9 protein-coding genes are annotated in these 16795 nt (G+C 65.3%); 2 read left to right on the top strand and 7 right to left on the bottom strand.

What is annotated here, in order from left to right; all coding sequences use genetic code 11:
* Positions 1-2: 2 nt before the first annotated feature.
* From ABWO17_RS10605 to ABWO17_RS10625, 5 genes are all read right to left on the bottom strand, one after another.
* Complete coding sequence (locus ABWO17_RS10605) at positions 3-1388, bottom strand: FAD-binding oxidoreductase (protein WP_353118335.1); 1386 nt, start codon at positions 1386-1388, stop codon at positions 3-5.
* 171 nt (positions 1389-1559) lie between these two features.
* Positions 1560-3269, bottom strand: coding sequence for an L-lactate permease (locus ABWO17_RS10610; protein WP_353118337.1), 1710 nt, complete (start codon positions 3267-3269; stop codon positions 1560-1562).
* 122 nt (positions 3270-3391) lie between these two features.
* Positions 3392-7039, bottom strand: a complete 3648-nt coding sequence (gene nifJ, locus ABWO17_RS10615) for a pyruvate:ferredoxin (flavodoxin) oxidoreductase (RefSeq protein WP_353118339.1) — start codon at positions 7037-7039, stop codon at positions 3392-3394.
* A 632-nt stretch (positions 7040-7671) separates the two neighbouring features.
* Positions 7672-9168, bottom strand: coding sequence for a sigma-54-dependent transcriptional regulator (locus ABWO17_RS10620; protein ID WP_353118341.1), 1497 nt, complete (start codon positions 9166-9168; stop codon positions 7672-7674).
* Between the two features lie 5 nt (positions 9169-9173).
* Entirely contained in the window at positions 9174-12902 is a 3729-nt protein-coding gene (locus ABWO17_RS10625; protein WP_353118343.1) for a hybrid sensor histidine kinase/response regulator, read from the bottom strand.
* Positions 12903-13429: 527 nt separating this feature from the next.
* Here ABWO17_RS10625 and ABWO17_RS10630 point away from each other — a divergent pair.
* Positions 13430-14053, top strand: coding sequence for a hypothetical protein (locus ABWO17_RS10630; RefSeq protein WP_353118345.1), 624 nt, complete (start codon positions 13430-13432; stop codon positions 14051-14053).
* Positions 14054-14330: 277 nt separating this feature from the next.
* Positions 14331-14708 (top strand): hypothetical protein, encoded by a 378-nt coding sequence (locus ABWO17_RS10635; protein WP_353118347.1) that lies wholly within the window; start codon positions 14331-14333, stop codon positions 14706-14708.
* 222 nt (positions 14709-14930) lie between these two features.
* On the opposite strand, the gene ABWO17_RS10640 is transcribed toward ABWO17_RS10635, so the two are convergent.
* Both ABWO17_RS10640 and ABWO17_RS10645 read right to left on the bottom strand, forming a co-directional pair.
* On the bottom strand, positions 14931-15602 hold the full coding sequence (locus tag ABWO17_RS10640; RefSeq protein WP_353118349.1) for a phosphocholine cytidylyltransferase family protein: 672 nt from the start codon (positions 15600-15602) through the stop codon (positions 14931-14933).
* Positions 15599-16792 carry a CDP-glycerol glycerophosphotransferase family protein gene (locus tag ABWO17_RS10645; protein WP_353118351.1) on the bottom strand — a complete coding sequence of 398 codons (1194 nt, stop codon included), beginning with the start codon at positions 16790-16792 and terminating at the stop codon, positions 15599-15601. The genes ABWO17_RS10640 and ABWO17_RS10645 overlap by 4 nt, the downstream gene beginning before the upstream one ends.
* Positions 16793-16795 lie beyond the last annotated feature (3 nt).

Consider the following 16795-nt stretch of genomic DNA (forward strand, 5'->3'; position numbering starts at 1 on the left):
CGTTAGGCTCCGATGATCTTGCCAGGATTCAGGATGTACTTGGGGTCGATGGCACGCTTCATGTTGCGCGAGAACTCGATGGTGGCCTTGGAGGTTTCCTTCTCCATCCACTTCGACTTGGCCATGCCGATGCCATGTTCGCCCGACAGGGTACCCTGCAGCGAAAGGGCCACGTCGAAGATTTCGTCCACGGCGTGTTCCACGCGCTCGAACTCGTGCTTGTCGCGGCGGTCGCACATGATGGTCGGGTGCAGGTTGCCGTCGCCCGCGTGACCGAAGGTGCCGATGGTGATGTTGTACTTGGCCGCGATGTCATTGATGGCCTTGACCATGGCAGGAATCTTGGAACGCGGCACGGTGGCGTCTTCAAGCACGGTGGTGGGCTTGGCGCGGGCAAGGGCGGGCAGCGCGTTGCGGCGGGCTTCCCACAGCTTGAACTTTTCGGCGGCGTCCTTGGCCACCTTGATTTCGATGGCGCCGACCTTGTTCAGTACCTTTTCCACCTTCTCGGCGTCGTCGGCCACCTGACCGGCGTGGCCGTCCACTTCGATGAGCAGGATGGCCTGGGCGTCGCGCGGCAGGCCGGCCTTGGTGAAGTCGTCAACGTAGCGGATGGTGGCCTGGTCCATGAATTCCAGGGTGCAGGGCACCACGTGGGCGGCGATGATGCCGGCAACGGCCTCGGACGCCTTGTTCACGTCGTCGAACACGGCCATCATGGCCTTGGAGGCCTGGGGCGGCGGCACCAGCTTCAGGATGATCTGGCTGAACACGCCAAGGGTGCCTTCGGACGCCACCATGAGACCGGCGAGGTTGTAGCCGGTCACGCACTTGACGGTGCGCGAACCGGTCTTCACCAGGCCGCCGTTGACGTCGAAAAATTCGATCCCCATCACGTAGTCCTTGGTCACGCCGTACTTCAGGCCGCGCAGGCCACCGGCGTTCTCGGCCACGTTGCCACCAATGGTGGACACGGCCTGCGAACCCGGATCGGGCGGGTAGAAGAGGCCGCGCTTGGCCACTTCCGCCGCGAACTTGGCGGTGACAACGCCGGGCTCGACCACGGCGTACAGGTCTTCCTCGTTGATTTCGATGATGCGGCTCAGGCTGTTGGTCAGGATGACGATGCCTTCACGCGGGTCGGGGATGGTGCCGCCGGAAAGGTTGGTGCCCGCGCCGCGAACGGTGATGGGGTTGCCGTTCTCGTTGCACAGGCGAACGACCTTGCCGAGCTGCTCGGTGGTGGTGGGGCGCACCACCAGGGCGGGCACCACGGCTTCGAGCACGGCGGAATCGTAGGAGTACGACTGGCGGTCGGCCTCGCTGGTGAACACGTTGTCCTTGCCGACGACGGCTTCGAATTCCTTGATCAGGGCTGCACTGGGCATGCGGATAATCCTCCGGGTCAAGCGTTGCTCCACCTCCGTCACCGGGAAAGGGCGAGGCGGCGGAAACCGTAACGGAGCGGATGGCCCCACTCCTTTCCTGGCTGTATGTTCAGCCACTCCTCTGTTGAAAAGGGGGGCGGGGCGTTGCCCCGCCCCCCTTGCACCTCGAAACTAGAACAGGTTGGAGTACGCCCCGAAGCTGAACACGCTGGCGATGATGCCCACGACGATGCCGTAGAGGGCAAAGGGCCAGAAGGTACGCTTCAGGATCATGCCTTCGCGGCCGATCAGGCCGGTAACGGCGCAGACGGCAACGATGTTGTGGATGCACACCATGTTGCCCATGGCGCCACCGGCCACCTGGGCGGCCACGATGATCTGGCGGGGCAGGTTGAGCTGCTGCGCAACGCCCCACTGGAATTCGGCGAACAGAAGGTCCGAAACGGTGTTCGAACCGGTGATGAACGCGCCAAGGCCGCCCACGTAAGAGGCCAGCATGGGCCAGGCGTTGCCCGCAAAGGCGGCGACAGTCTTGGCCATGGCCAGGGGCATGGAGGGGTAGCTGTTGGGGTTCAGGGCCACATCGGCCACGCCGGAACCGCGGAAGATGGACACCAGGGCCACGGCGGCGAACAGCGCGATGGTGGGCGCCTTCATCTTGGAGAACGATTCGGCCCAGGCCTTCTTGACCGCGTCACCCTTCATGCCGTGCAGCACGATGGTCAGCAGGGCCACAAGGGTGAAGGGAATGGTGCCGGGCAGGTACAGGTAGTCGATGGAGGCGGAAACGCCCTTGTAGCCGAGCAGGTTGGCGAAGGGGATCTTCTGGGCGGCCAGGAAGCCTTTCAGGCCCAAGGCGGGAATGCGGGTCAGCACCAGGATGATGCCGATGAGGATATAGGGCAGCCACGCCATGAGCTGGCTCATGTGCGGCTTGAATTCGGTGTTGGTGCTGGTGGCGATGGAGCCGGTCCATTCAGCTTCCCAGGTGGACTGGGGGCCGAAGTCCCAGGTTTCCTTGGGCACGCAGAAGCCCTTCTTGGCGCCAGCCACGATGATGCCAAGGCCCACCAGGCCGCCGATCAGCGACGGGAATTCGGGGCCCACCAGCCAGGCGAAGGTGAGGTAGGGCACGATGAAGGCCACGGCCGCGAACACGCAGAACTGCCACGCGGCAAAGCCTTCGGACCACGACTTCTTCTGGCCGTAGAAACGGGTAAGGAAGCCCAGCATGAAGATGGGCAGGATGAAGATCATGGGGCCGTGCATGGTGGTGACCCACTGGCCGATGACCTTGGCGAAGGTGCCGAAGTCGGTGAAGTTCAGGCCGGGGTTGGCGGCGGCGGCGTCCTTGACCAGCGGGGCAAGGAACTGGAGGCCGATCAGGATGGGCGTGCCCACCGCGCCGAACGACACGCAGAACGAGTTGAACACAAGGCAGATGACGGCGGCGGCCAGCGGCGGAAAGCCGAGGGACAGCAGCAGCGGGGCAGCCAGCGCGGCGGGCGTGCCGAAGCCGGCGGCGCCTTCGATGAAGGCCGCGAACATGTAGCCGATGATGATCGCCTGAATGCGCCTGTCACGGCTGATGTTCTGCATTCCGTACTGGATGGTTTCCATGCCGCCGGAATATTTCAGGGTGTACAGGATGATGATGGCCCCGAACACGATGATCAGCACGCCGATTGCGGTGATCACGCCCTGTAGCGACAGGGCGGCGATGTAGCCCACGGGCAGGTTCCAGGCGCCAATGGCGCCAAGTACGCAGACAAGCCAGGCCAAGGGCATGGCGCGGGTGGAGGGCCAGCGCATGCCGACCATGAGCACCAGGGCCACAAGGATGGGCAACAATGCCACCAATGCAAGCAGTTCCAATGACATCAAAACGCTCCTCTTCTGTTGTGCGTGACCCGCCCCCGGAGTGCACCCGCCGGGATTGGGAAAGGTATGTAAGTGCCGGAGGGGTTTGCACCTCCCCTCCGGCACTGTTCTACCAGGTAGGGTTATTCAGCGGCCCGACCATCGTCGCAGGCGTCGCCACCCTTGCGCCGGGCATGTTCCGGCGTTTCGGTGACGGCGCAGAAGCCGCTATCCCCGTTTCCCACGGTCACCGGTTCCCCGGCGGGGGCGGTAACGGCGGGAGCTTCGGAGATCTGCTTCAGCAGCAGGTAACGTTCGTTGTACTCCTTCTCGATGGCCGCGCGCAGGCGCTTGGACTCTTCGGGAGCGATCTTTTCGAGGGCGGCGTAGCGGGTTTCACCAGCCATGAATTCCTGCATGGTGCCGTTGGGCGCCTTCGATTCGAGCACGAACGGGTTCTTGCCTTCGTCGGCAAGTTCGGGGTTGAAGCGGTACAGGGGCCAGTAGCCGGATTCCACGGCCATCTTGGCTTCTTCCATGGACTTGCCCATGCCCTTGCGCAGGCCCTGGTTGATGCAGGGGGCGTAGGCGATGATCAGCGAGGGGCCCTTGTAGGCTTCGGCTTCCTTGAAGGCCTTCAGCACCTGCTGCTTGTTGGCGCCCATGGAGACGCAGGCAACGTAGACGTAGCCGTAGGTCATGGCCATGCGGCCAAGGTCCTTCTTGCCGGTCTTCTTGCCCGAGGCGGCGAACTTGGCGATGGAGCCCAGCGGGGTGGCCTTGGAGGCCTGGCCGCCGGTGTTGGAGTACACTTCGGTGTCCATGACCAGGATGTTGATGTCCTCGCCGCTGGCCAGCACGTGGTCCACGCCGCCGTAGCCGATGTCGTAGGCCCAGCCGTCACCGCCGAAGATCCACACGGACTTCTTGGTGAACAGGTCGCTCATGTGCCACAGCTCGTCCAGCAGCGGATGGTCGTCCGCGCCGCCAAGCAGGCCAAGGATTTCTTCGCCGTACTTCTTGGAGCCTTCGGCGTCGTCCTTGTTGTCCAGCCAGCCCTGCAGGGCGGCCTTCAGGTCGGCGTCGATGCCCAGCGAAAGGGCTTCGGTCACCACGTCGGACAGCTTCGCACGGCGCTGGTTGTAGGCCATGCTCATGCCGAAGCCGAATTCGGCGGCGTCTTCGAACAGCGAGTTGCCCCAGGCCGGGCCGTGACCATCCTTGTTGGTGGTGTACGGCGTGGTGGGGGCGGAAGCGCCCCAGATGGACGAGCAGCCGGTGGCGTTGGCCACCACCATGCGTTCGCCGAACATCTGGGTAAGCAGCTTGACGTACGGGGTTTCGCCGCAGCCCGCGCAGGCGCCGGAGAATTCCATCAGCGGCTGCTGGAACTGCGAGCCCTTCAGGCTGTCGCGGGCCATCAGGTCGTCCTTGATGGCGATGTTGGCGTCGGCGTAGGCGAGGTTGGCAACCTGGTCGGCCATCTGGGTTTCGATGGGCTTCATGACCAGGGCCTTGTTCTTGGCCGGGCACACGTCGGCGCACGAGCCGCAGCCCATGCAGTCCTGCGCGTACACCTGCATGCGGTACTTCAGGCCGTTCAGTTCCTTGCCCTTGGCTTCGATGGCCACGAACGAGGCAGGCGCGCCAGCCAGTTCGTCATCGGCGGCCAGGATGGGACGGATGGCCGCGTGCGGGCACACGAACGAGCACTGGTTGCACTGGATGCAGTTTTCGGACAGCCACTCGGGCACGGTGATGGCCACGCCGCGCTTTTCGAAGGCGGCGGTGCCCACCGGGAACAGGCCGTCGGGTTCGAAGGCCGAAACCGGCAGCTTGTCGCCCTGCTGGGCCAGGATGGGACGCACCACGTTGGTGATGAAGTCGGGGTCCGAGTTGCCCACGGTGGCCGCGTCGGCGGCGGTGGCCCAGGATTCGGGGTACTTGATCTCGGTGACGGCCTCGATGGCCTTGTCAACGGCGGCCACGTTCATGGCCACGATCTTTTCGCCCTTCTTGCCGTAGGCCTTGTGGATGGAATCCTTCAGCAGCGCCACGGCCTGGTCGAAGGGAATGACGCTGGACAGCTTGAAGAACGCCGTCTGCATGATCATGTTGATGCGCCCGCCAAGGCCCACTTCGGTGGCCACCTTCACGGCGTCCACGTTGTAGAACTTCAGCTTCTTGCGGGCGATGGTGCGCAGCATGGAGGCGGGCAGTTCCTTCTCCATGTCTTCCACGCTGTTCCAGTGCGAGTTCAGCACGAAGGTGCCGCCGGTCTTGATGCCGTCGAGCACGTCGTACTGGTGCACGTAGGCCGACTTGTGGCAGGCGACGTAGTCGGCGCTGTTGACCAGGTAGGTGGACTGGATGGGGCTGTTGCCGAAGCGCAGGTGCGACACGGTGAAGCCGCCCGACTTCTTGGAGTCGTAGGCAAAGTAGCCCTGGGCGTACATGTCGGTGTTGTCGCCGATGATCTTGATGGCCTGCTTGTTGGCGCCCACGGTGCCGTCGGCGCCAAGGCCGAAGAACTTGCACTGCACGGTGCCGGTGGGCACGGTGTCCACGCCTTCGATGACTTCCAGCGAGGTGTCGGTGACGTCGTCGATGATGCCCACGGTGAAGTGGTTCTTGGGGCCGACAACCTTCATGTTGTCGTACACGGCCTTGGCCATGGCCGGGGTGAATTCCTTCGAACCCAGGCCGTAGCGACCGGCGAGGAGCTTGGGCATTTCGCCGCGCTCCATGAAGGCGGTACACACGTCAAGGTACAGCGGTTCGCCCAGCGAACCGGGTTCCTTGGTGCGGTCGAGCACGGTGATGGTGTCGGCGGTGGCGGGCAGCACCGACAGCATGTGGTCGATGGAGAACGGACGGTACAGGCGCACCTTGATCAGGCCCACGCGCTCGCCCTTGGCGTTCAGGAAGTTGACCACTTCCTCGATGGTTTCACAGGCGGAACCCATGGCGATGATCACGCGCTCGGCTTCGGGGTGGCCCACGTAGTCGAACAGCTTGTAGGAACGACCGGTGATTTCGCCGACCTTCTTCATGTAGTTCGCCACAATGCCGGGCACGGCGTTGTAGAACGAATTGCAGGCTTCACGCGCCTGGAAGTAGATGTCGGGGTTCTGCGCGGTGCCGCGGATGTGCGGGTGTTCCGGGTTCATGGCGTTCTGGCGGAAGGCTTCCACCTTCTCCCAGTTCACCACTTTCTTCATGTCGTCGTAGTCGATGACTTCGATCTTCTGCAACTCGTGCGAGGTGCGGAAGCCGTCGAAGAAGTGACAGAACGGCACGCTGGACTCGATGGCGGCCAGGTGGGCGACGAGCGCCATGTCCATGGCTTCCTGCACCGAGTTGGAGTTCAGGAAGGCGAAACCGGTCTGGCGGGCGGCCATGACGTCCTGGTGGTCGCCGAAAATGGACAGCGCGTGCGAGGCAAGCGCGCGGGCCGAAACATGAAAGACGCCGGGAAGCAGTTCACCGGCGATCTTGTACATGTTCGGGATCATCAGCAGCAGGCCCTGCGAGGCGGTGAAGGTGGCGGTCAGCGCGCCGGCGGCCAGCGAGCCGTGCACGGCGCCCGCAGCGCCCGCTTCGGACTGCAACTGGCGGACAGACACCGTCTGCCCGAAAAGGTTCTTCTTGCCTTGGGCGGCCCATTCGTCCGCCGATTCACCCATGTTGGACGAAGGGGTGATGGGGTAGATGGCGGCGGTATCGCTGAGCGCGTAGGCGACGTACGCAGCAGCGGTGTTGCCGTCCATGGTCTTCATTTTCTTGGCCATTGATCTCTCCTTGGGATTGCTAACCTTGAAGCGGGGGTGAAAGGTCAGCCGTGCCTTGCGGCGCGGTCCTTGGCATGACTCCGGAATGAAAATGACCCGGAGGTGGGCATGAACCCGGTATCGTGCCTTGTCATGCCGGCCCTTGTGGCGCGGTTTCGCTGCCGTTGCCGGGCCGTTGGTGTCGCGTTGCGGCGTGTGTCCGTCTGCCTGGCCTTTGCGGGCGGCGCCCCGGTCCCCGTGATCCCTGCGGACTCCGTGGACGCGGCACCGGCGCGTGAAGGCGGGCGGGCAGGCTGCGGCCCTTACGCAACAACAAGAAGTGTGCCAGTTCCGTTACGTCGGCGCGTAGGCTGCATCCTCCTTGGATTGTTGAAGTATCGATTCTTCATATGAAACTGACGCCAGCAGGTGGTCCGAAAATCCGGACGGCAGGCGTTGCGGCGCATGAAAAGGCGGGGACCGTGGAATGGCAGCGCCGTAGCCTAACGCCGCCGGATTGAATGGTCAAACGGTTCGTCGGGGCGGATTTTGCCCCATGTCCGAAAAAACGGATGGGGGAAGGGGCAGGAAGGCTACGTCCGAAAGGTAGGACACCTGCCGGGGGGATGTACCCGCAGGTTACCCCGCCCCGCTCACAGTGACATATTATTCTTTTTCAGCAGGGCATAGAAGTGCGAGCGTGACAGGCCGGAGACGTCCAGCATCTCCTGCAGGTTCCCGCTGGCTTGCCCGATGAGGATTTCAAGGTACTTGCGCTCCATGAGACGCTTGAAGCCCTTGAGCGGCGGCAAGGGGCTGGTGAAGGCGGCATCCGGGCCATGCAGGCCATCGGCGCGTGTGGCCGGCGGCACCATGTCCCGTGCACCGCCGGAACCGTCGCCGTTGCCGGCGGTGGGGCTGGTGGCGGATTCGCTTCCGATGCCGCCTTCGCCCGTGGCGGGGCGGGCGATGGCGGCACGGGTGATCTTGATGCGGATGTCCTGGGGCAGGTGCAGCGCGTAGAGCACGCTTTCCAGCCCGGAAATGACGAACGAGCGCTCCAGCACGTTGTACAGTTCGCGCACGTTGCCCGGCCAGTCGTACTGGGCCAGATGCTGGAAGAAGTCGGGTGAAAAGCCCTTGTGGGGCACCCCGTACTGCTCGCACAGCCGGTTCACGTGGTAGATGGCCAGCGGCTTCAGGTCTTCCGGGCGGCTGCGCAGCGGGGGCAATTCCACGTGCACGGTCTTCAGCCGGAACAGCAGGTCCTTGCGGAATTCGCCGCGATCCACCATGGCGTCCAGGTCGCGGTTGGTGGCGGAGATGAGCCGGAAGTCGCTCTTGATCTCCTGGGTGCCGCCCACCGGGCGGAAGGTGCGCTCCTGCAGGAAGCGCAGGAACGAACGCTGGATGGACAGGGGCATCTCGCCCACCTCGTCCAGGAACAGGGTGCCGCCGTCGGCCAGCTTGACCAGGCCGTCGCGGTCGTTGAGGGCGCTGGTGAAGGCCCCCTTGCGGTGGCCGAACAGGGTCGATTCCACCAGGCTTTCGGTCAGTGCCGCGCAGTCCACCACCACAAAGCCGCCCGCGCGACGGGTGCTGTTGCGGTGAATGGTGCGGGCGAAAAGTTCCTTGCCGGTGCCCGTTTCGCCGGTGACCAGCACGTTGGCGTCGGTCGAAGCGGCATGTGCCACCAGGTCGAAACACTGGCGCATGGAGGGGCTGGTGCCCACCACGCCGTCCAGGTCCAGCGCCACGGTGGCCGCATCGCCGTGCGACAGCTTTTCCTCGCGGTATTGCAGGGCCCGGTGCAGGGTGAGGGTGGTCTGCTTGATGGGCGAGGGCTTGACCAGATAATCCCACACGCCGCCCTGGATGGCCAGTTCCGCGCCGTCGGGGTCGCCTTCGCCGGTCAGGATGATGACCTCTGGCCGCGACGGCGAAAGCCGGATGCGCGGCAGCGCGTCCAGCCCGTTGCCGTCCGGCAGGCGCACGTCCAGGAAGACCACGTCGACGTCGGCGGTTTCGAGCTTGCGCAGCCCCTCTTCCAGCGTGTGGGCCGTCTCGCAGGCGTAGCGCAGGCGGGCCAGCAGGCTGGCGATGGTCTCGCAGACCTGGATGTCGTCGTCGATGACGAGGATGGTGGGCACGCTTGCTAGCTCCCCAGCCGGGCGAACACCCGGCGGATGGCGTCGGCCAGGATGTTCCGGTTGTACGGCTTGTGGACCATGGCCTTGATGTTTCCGGCGACGGCCGCCCCTTCGGCTGCCACCTCGCGGCCCGAAACGAGGATTATCGGCATGTTCGGCGCAATATCGCCCATTTTGCGGGCAAGCTCAAGGCCGTTCGCTTCCGGCATGTCGAAGTCGGTGATCACCAGGTCGAAGGCGGCGGGGTGCTCGCGCACGGCGGCCAGCGCCAGCAACGGGTTCTTGAAGGGCCGCACGGTGTAGCCGAGGCTCTCGAGCACCCGGGGAATGGTGTGCAACTGGTCGTCGTCGTCCTCGACGAACAGGATGCGCTCGCTGCCGGTTTCCGGAACCAGCAGGGCCGGGTCGATGAGGCAGGCGTCCTGCGCGTGCATGGGCAGGTGTATCTCGAATTCCGTCCGCCGCCACGGCACGCTGGCAACGCGCACCGCGCCCCGGTGGCCCTTGATGATGCCGTGCACCACCGCAAGGCCAAGGCCGGTGCCTTCGGTCTTGCCCTTGGTGGTGAAGAACGGGTCGAAGATCTTGTCCACGATTTCCGGCGCAATGCCGGGGCCGTCGTCAGCCACGGTCAGGCGCAGGGCGCAGCCCGGTTCCATGCCCAGTTCCTGGGCGCGCTCGTCGGACAGCATTTCCTGCTCCAGGTTCACCTCGAGCACGCCGCCCGTGTCGCGCAGGGCCTGGAACGAGTTGGTGCACAGGTTCATGAGCACCTGGTGGATCTGGGTGGGGTCCGCCCTGGTGATGGACGGGCGCAGCGGGATGGCCTTGCGGATCTCGATGTTGCGGGGCAGCGAGGCCTTGATGAGCACCAGCGCCTCGTTGAGCACCTCGTTGATGTCGGCGATGACGAAGCCTTCCACGGAGGGGCGGCTGAAGGTCAGGATCTGCTTGACCAGGCGGCTGCCGCGCTGGGCGGCCTTCAGGGCGCGCATCAGGTCGTTGCAGGTCAGCGAGTCCGCCGCGATGTCGCTGATGGCAAGTTCGGTGGAATTGATGATGGACGTAAGGATATTGTTGAAATCGTGCGATATACCGCCCGCCAGCGTGCCGATGGCCTCCATCTTCTGCGACTGGAGCAACTGGCGCTCCAGCCGGATGCGCTGGGTGACGTCTTCGGCGGTGGTCAGAAGGCCCACCACGTCATCGTCCTGTGGGTTCGCGTGGCCTGCCTGGCCCCCGCGGTCGCTCAGCAGGGGCACGCGGTTGGTTTCCAGCCACACCGCCTCGCCGCCGGGCGAGGTGATGGTGATCTTGGTCTGGTAGCGCGGCTGGCCGGATCGCACCACGGCCTCGTCGTCGTCGTGCACGCGGGCGGCGTCCTCTGTGGAGGGCAGCACCTCTTCGTCGGTGCGGCCCAGCAGCGCCTCGGCGCTGTCCAGCCCCACGAAGCCGAGGAACGACTTGTTGGCCCCCATGTACTTCAGGTCGCGGTCCTTCCAGTAGACGAACTGGGGAATGTTATCGAGCACCAGTTGCAACATGCGCTGCGAGGCGGAAAGGGCCCGCTCTGCGGCCTTGCGCTGGGTGATGTCTTCCGCGTAGCCCTCGATGTGGCGTACCTTGCCCGCCTCGTCGCGCTGGGGGCGCATGGTCAGGTGCATGGTCACGGTGTCGCCGCCGGGGCGATCCACGCTGGAATCGAACGAGATCACCGTGTCCTGCCCGGAGCCTGTCCCACTGCCCGTGCCCGGCATGCCCGACATGCCCGATATGCCCGACAGGTCAGACATGTTCGGCGCGCCGTGCAGCCGGGCGAAGGTGCCCGTGCCCGACGCCAGCAGCAGGGCGGGTGAGGCATAGCCCGACATGCGCGCCATGGCCGGGTTGGCGTCCAGGTAGTCGCCGTCCGGGGTAACGCGGAAGATGCCCAGCGGCGAGCTTTCGAACAGCGAACGGTATTTTTCCTCGGCGGCGCGCAGCCGGTCCTCGGCCTTCTTGCGGTCGGTGTAGTCGAAGACCACGCCCACCAGGCCAGCCACCGCGCCCCTGGAGTTGCGGTAGGTGGCCTTGTGCATGATGATGGAATGGGGCGAGCCCTCGGGCCCGGGCAGGGTGGTTTCATAGCTGGCCACGCCCGGCTCGTGCATCAGGCTGGTGTCGGACACGTCGCGCAGCATGGCCACGCCTTCCGGCCCGGCCTGCCATTCGTAGCGGCCCAGCAGCGCTTCGCGGTCCACGCCGAAGAACCGCTCGAAGGCCACGTTGCATTCGCGTACCCGGCCATCGGCGTCCTTGCTGTAGATGGGGATGGGTATGGTGTCCATCAGCGAGCGCAGGAACGACAGCTGATCCTTGATCTTGCCTTCCACCCGGCGCTTTTCCAGGATGTTCATGACCAGCAGCACCAGGGTCACCGACAGGATGACCATGCTGACGATGATGGTCCAGAAGACCTGCTTGTTCAGTTCGTAGAACCGGCTGGGCTCGTTGATGATGATGCGGTCGGGCGGCAGTTGCGAGGGGCTGATGAACAGCCGCTGCAATTCGTTGTTGTCGAACATGAAGGCCTGGTCGGCCTGCTCCACGATGGGGATGGACGAGGCGCGGATGCCGCTCAGCACCTGCATGGCCATGCGCGCGGCCATTTCGCCGTGGCGCACCCCGGAGATGAGCTTGCCGCCCACTATGCCGTGCCCCAGCAGAAAGGCCCAGTTGCTGTACAGCGGCGCGCGCGAGGCGGCGTGCACCTTTTCCAGCAGTTCTTCGGCCGAGTAGAACTGGCCGTCGATGTCGCGGTAGATGGGCACGAAGTAGAAGAAGGTGTCCGGGGTCTGGTCGCGCACCCAGTCCAGCATCTGGTCCAGGCTGTATTCGCTCCATTCCTCCACCACCAGGCGGTCCTTGAACGGGCCCAACTGGGCCATGACCTGGTTGCGGATGGCCGCGCCGGTGACCGAGTCGTCGCCGATGATCACCATGCGCCGCAACTGCGGGTTCAGGCGCAGGGCCATCTCTATGTTGTAGGCCACGTCGTAGTTTTCGAGCACCCCGGTGATCTCGCGCCCGGTGGCGCGCAGGGTTTCGGGCTGCACGTCGTTCAGCCCGCAGAACACTATGGGCACGCCGGGGAACAGTTCTTCGCCGAACTGGAGCAGAAAATCCACCGCCACGTTGTCCGAGGCGATGATGATGTCGAACTTCTTGTTGCGGAACTTGTCGCGGTACAGGGCGTACAGGGTGGAAACCGTGTCCTGGTAGTGGAACTTCTTGGAGTCCATGTATTCCACCTGGAACACGATGCTGTACGGGCTTTCGGCCAGCGTCTGGCGGATGCCCTCTTGGATGTGGTCGGACCAGGCGTACCCGTTGTGGTACGAGTTCAGGTACAGCACGTTCTTGCGCGCGCCTTCCTGCGCACCCAGCGAACCGGCGGCGCCGGTGGCGGACGTGGCGGTGTCCGGGGATTGCGGCGACAGGGGTGACAGGGGGAGCTGGGGGGCCTGGGCCGGGGCAGCCCAGGCGGACGCGGGGCCGGAAGGCAGCATGGCACCGAGCCGGGGGGAGTGCGCCGGAGCCGATGCCAGACACAGCGACAGGCACAGCAAGAGGGCCAGCGCTGCCAGCACGAACGCCGGGCGGCGGAGCGGAATGCGGCATGCCGTCTGGCGGAGCCGTGGAAAAAAGGCGGAGCGGCGCGGGGGCCGGACCGGCGGGAACGGGCTGGTATGCATGCGGAGATTCCGCCGAAGGCTGTGGTGCGAGGGAGGGTGGAGCGCCGGCCAGACAGACCAGAGGGGCCAGACAGGCCAGACAGGCCAGGCGGAGCAAATGACCGGAGTGGCCAGCGCGACCGGGGTGCCCCATGGGCCGGGTTGCCCTGGCTCGCCATTGCAGGCGGTGGCGCCTGCGGGCGGCCCCACCGGAGTGGTGCCAGGGTGATGCCAGGGTGATGCCAGGGTGATGTTTGACCGCACGGTTTGCAGTAGTGCCACCGTGAGTGCAACTAATGCTGGACTTCCCCGCCAAGGTCAAGGTCCGCGCCGTGCGGCGTGGTTTGCCGTCACGTTTCATATGGTCACACCCGGCCTTACCGGCCACGTGCAGTCGCATCAAGCCGCGCTTGTGCGGGCTGCCCGCCGGGGATATTCTGGCTGGTATGGCCCAAGCGGTCCCGATGCGGCACGATCCCGGCCCCGGCCAGGCAGTCGGTGCCGCGCGAAGATGGATGGGGCACGGGAATGCCCGGAAGGAGCCGACAATGACGGAACAGGCTGCGCGGCGCGACGCGGAACGCAAACGGGATGTCACGGACGAATTCACCTGCGGGCCACCCCCGGAAGTAGGGGGCGGCGAGGCCGCACGGGATGGAACGGCCACGGGCAGCCCCGACGACTACGAGCGCGTGGGGCCTTCCTGGCGCGACGACACCTGCGACTTGTGCGAGGAATATCGCTTTCTGCTCCAGGTGCTGGGCAGCGAGGCCGAGGTGTGGAAGAGCCTGCAACAGCAGTTCGGCATCGTCACCCAGCGCACCCAGATGATCTTTGGCGTGGGGGCGCTGGCCATTTCCGTGGCCGGGTTTTCCGGTCACCGGCTGGCGGCGGCCGGGCCGTTCAGCGGGCTGACCCTGATGGCCGGGCTGCTGTGCATCCTGGCCGGGCTGTTCGTGGCGCTGTACGGCGTGGTGCGGGTGCGCTGGATGTCCAGCCTGCGCGGTGACACGGTGGAGGCCAGCTTTCTGCGGCTGCTGGCCGTGCGCAACCGCAAGACGCGCTATTTCCTGTGGTCGCTCAAGCTGGTCATCGTGGGGCTGGTGCTGTACGTGGCCGCGCTGGGATATTTCCTGTTCCGGGCCTCGCTGGGGCTGGTGCCGCTGGTGTAGCCTGGCCACGGCAGGGAGAGGGCAGGACCGGCACCGGGTTGCAAGGGCCGGGGCGTGGGGCGTGGCTGGCCGGGTTTGCCGGGCTGCGTGCCGTCAGGGTGCCGGAACGCCGGGCTGACGGCGTCGGAATGCGCCGGACGGTGTCGTATTTTCGACATGGCCCGGCATGCGTTTGCGGATAGTATGCAAATACAGTGGGGTATGCGCTCGGCAAGGCTCTTGCATCACACGGCGGCATGGCGGAATTCCGCCGGATTCAACGCAAGGAGGCTTCCCCATGCTGTTTCTGCTTGGCGGTAACGACAAAAAGGCGCGCAAGGCCGAGACCGCGCAGACCGAAAACCTTGAACGGGTGCGTGAACTGTTCCTTTCCGGGCGCTTTCCCGTGGTCACCACCGACGGCGTCGAGGACCGCAGGATAGGCCGCGTGCTGGGCCTGGTGGCCTGTCGCGGCTATGATTCCGACGAAACGTTCTTCGGCATGGCGGCCCGCGCCGTGAACAAGGGCGCCCAGGCCATCGTGGGTTACCAGGAGAACGTGGCCTTCCACCCCGACGGCTCCAAGTATTTCTCCTGTTACGGCACCGCCGTGCAGTTCAGCCGCGAGGAAAAGGACGGCGGCAACGGCAACGGGCCGTTGCGCTTGCAGGCGTAAGGGCGCACCGCCCCTTGTCCATGGCGTGAAGCAGGAACAGCGCGGCAGGGTGACGCCCGGCCGCGCCTTCACGCGTTGCCGCGCACTCCGTCCGCACCGCGTGCCTGTGCACGGTCACTCCGCGGTACCCGGCATCCCGCAACGGCAGCGGCCCCGGCCATCGGCATTGCCGACGGCGGGGGCCGCTGCTGTGTTGCCGGGCGTGGCGCGCGGCCTGCCCGGCTATTTGGCGAACATCTTCTGGGCCATCTGCCAGTCTTCCGAAAAGTCCACTTCGATGCAGCGGTGAGCGCTGACGTCCACGGGCACGAAGCGCAACCCGCCGTGGATCATGGTTTCCAGTGCACGCTCGAAGTAGTCCTGATCCTCGCATTTCTCCAGCGCCGCGCACAGGGCGGGCAGGTCTGCCGCCAGTACCTTGTTCACGCCCACGGCCTCGCCCTCGCCGTTTTCCACGCTCTTGGAGATGGCGATGATGTGCCCGTCCTGCGCGGTACGGTACTTCACTTCCTCTTCAGCGCATTTCTTGCGGTCCACGGCCACGGCGTTGGCGGGCGTTTCCAGCACCAGGCGCAGTACCTCGGGGTCGAACACCACGTCGCCGTTGGCCCAGATCACGTCGTCGTTCAGGTCGCGCGCGGCGCAGAGCAGGCTTTTGGAGGTGTTGGTGATGTAGAACACGGGGTTGTACCGGAAATACACGTCCGGGTGGGCCTCCATGATCAGGGTTTTCTTGAACCCCACCACAACGATGATTTCCCGCACGCCGTGCTCGTGGAACAGGCGTATCTGGCGGCCAAGGATGGATTCCCCGTCGGGAAGGACGGAAAGCGACTTCGGAAAGGGGCGGCCAAGGCGGCTGCCCACGCCTGCGGCAAGAATGATGGCTTTCATGCGCGTGCTCCTTTGTTGGCGAACTGCTCGACCAGATACCGGCCCAGGCGTTCCGCAGCCTTGCCGTCCTGATGGGTGAAGGCGAGGGCGCGCAGCCGTGCCCGCGCCTCGCGCCAGGGGTCCTGCCCGCCGTCCAGCATGTCGGCAAGGGCATCGTACAGGGCGTCCTGCGTGCGTACGCAGGTGCCGGGGGTCATCTCCCCGTAATCGTAGAGCAGCTCCCGGTTGCGCGAGACGTAGTCGTCGTAGTCGTAAGGGTAGAAGAGCATGGGGCGATCAAGCAGGAGATAGTCGAAATAGATGGAAGAGTAGTCCGTGATCAGGGCGTCGCAGTGCGCCAGCAGGGGATAGGCGTCGCTGAGGGCGTCGGCCACGCGTACCCGGTCGGTAAGCCGGGCCTGCTGCTGGGCCACGTAGGGGTGCAGCTTCAGCACGAACAGCACGTCATGGCGGCGGGCAAAGTCGTCCAGACGGGCAATGTCCATGGCTCCGCCGTCGAACGGCGTGCCGCCCCGGTCGCGGAAGGTGGGCATGTACACCACGCAGCGGGTGCCGCGCTGGCGGGCCTGCACCATGTCGTCGTACAGCGCCCGGTCCACGTTGATCAGGTCGAGCGCGTCGTGAGGGCGCAGCAGGGCATCGTTGCGCGGGTAGCCCAGTTCTGGGAAGGCCCTGGCGCCGAAGGCCCTGCCGAACGCGGTGCGCGTGAAGTAGGGCGAGGTGGACAGCACGGCGTCGTACCCGGTGTAGGCAAACCGCAGATGTGCGGCCCGTTCGGGCGTCATGTGGATGGTTGTCGAGGTGTATTCCGGCTCGCCGATGGCCTTCAGCGGTATGCCGTGCCAGAGCTGCATGGTGCGCGCGGTGTGCAGCACGGGCCACAGCAGGGGGGATTCCTTCCAGCCGAAGTCGTCGCAGACCACGAGGCCCGCGCGCAACAGCAATTCCAGGGCGCCATCGTCCGTGGACAGCAGCACGGGCAGGCCGTGCCCGCGCAACGTGGCGGCCTCGGCCGGGTCGGTGGTCACGAACCAGCAGGTCAGCTCGGGCACGTGGCGATGGCAGTGCAGGAAGGCGTACTTGCCGTTGTCGATGAACCGCCCCCCGCCGCGCCCCATGAACATGGCCAGGCTGGCCTTGCGGGGGATGCGGCGGGCAAGTTCCGCCAGCTTGTGGGAGGTGGTGCTCATGGC

The organism is Nitratidesulfovibrio sp., assembly GCF_040373385.1.
Lineage (GTDB): Bacteria > Desulfobacterota > Desulfovibrionia > Desulfovibrionales > Desulfovibrionaceae > Cupidesulfovibrio.

What these genes read in the sequence shown, in the direction of transcription:
- ABWO17_RS10605 (WP_353118335.1), bottom strand. Translation starts at nt 1,388, where the DNA reads ATGCCCAGTGCAGCCCTGATCAAGGAATTCGAAGCCGTCGTCGGCAAG.
- ABWO17_RS10610 (WP_353118337.1), bottom strand. Translation starts at nt 3,269, where the DNA reads ATGTCATTGGAACTGCTTGCATTGGTGGCATTGTTGCCCATCCTTGTG.
- nifJ (WP_353118339.1), bottom strand. Translation starts at nt 7,039, where the DNA reads ATGGCCAAGAAAATGAAGACCATGGACGGCAACACCGCTGCTGCGTAC.
- ABWO17_RS10625 (WP_353118343.1), bottom strand. Translation starts at nt 12,902, where the DNA reads ATGCATACCAGCCCGTTCCCGCCGGTCCGGCCCCCGCGCCGCTCCGCC.
- ABWO17_RS10630 (WP_353118345.1), top strand. Translation starts at nt 13,430, where the DNA reads ATGACGGAACAGGCTGCGCGGCGCGACGCGGAACGCAAACGGGATGTC.
- ABWO17_RS10635 (WP_353118347.1), top strand. Translation starts at nt 14,331, where the DNA reads ATGCTGTTTCTGCTTGGCGGTAACGACAAAAAGGCGCGCAAGGCCGAG.
- ABWO17_RS10640 (WP_353118349.1), bottom strand. Translation starts at nt 15,602, where the DNA reads ATGAAAGCCATCATTCTTGCCGCAGGCGTGGGCAGCCGCCTTGGCCGC.
- ABWO17_RS10645 (WP_353118351.1), bottom strand. Translation starts at nt 16,792, where the DNA reads ATGAGCACCACCTCCCACAAGCTGGCGGAACTTGCCCGCCGCATCCCC.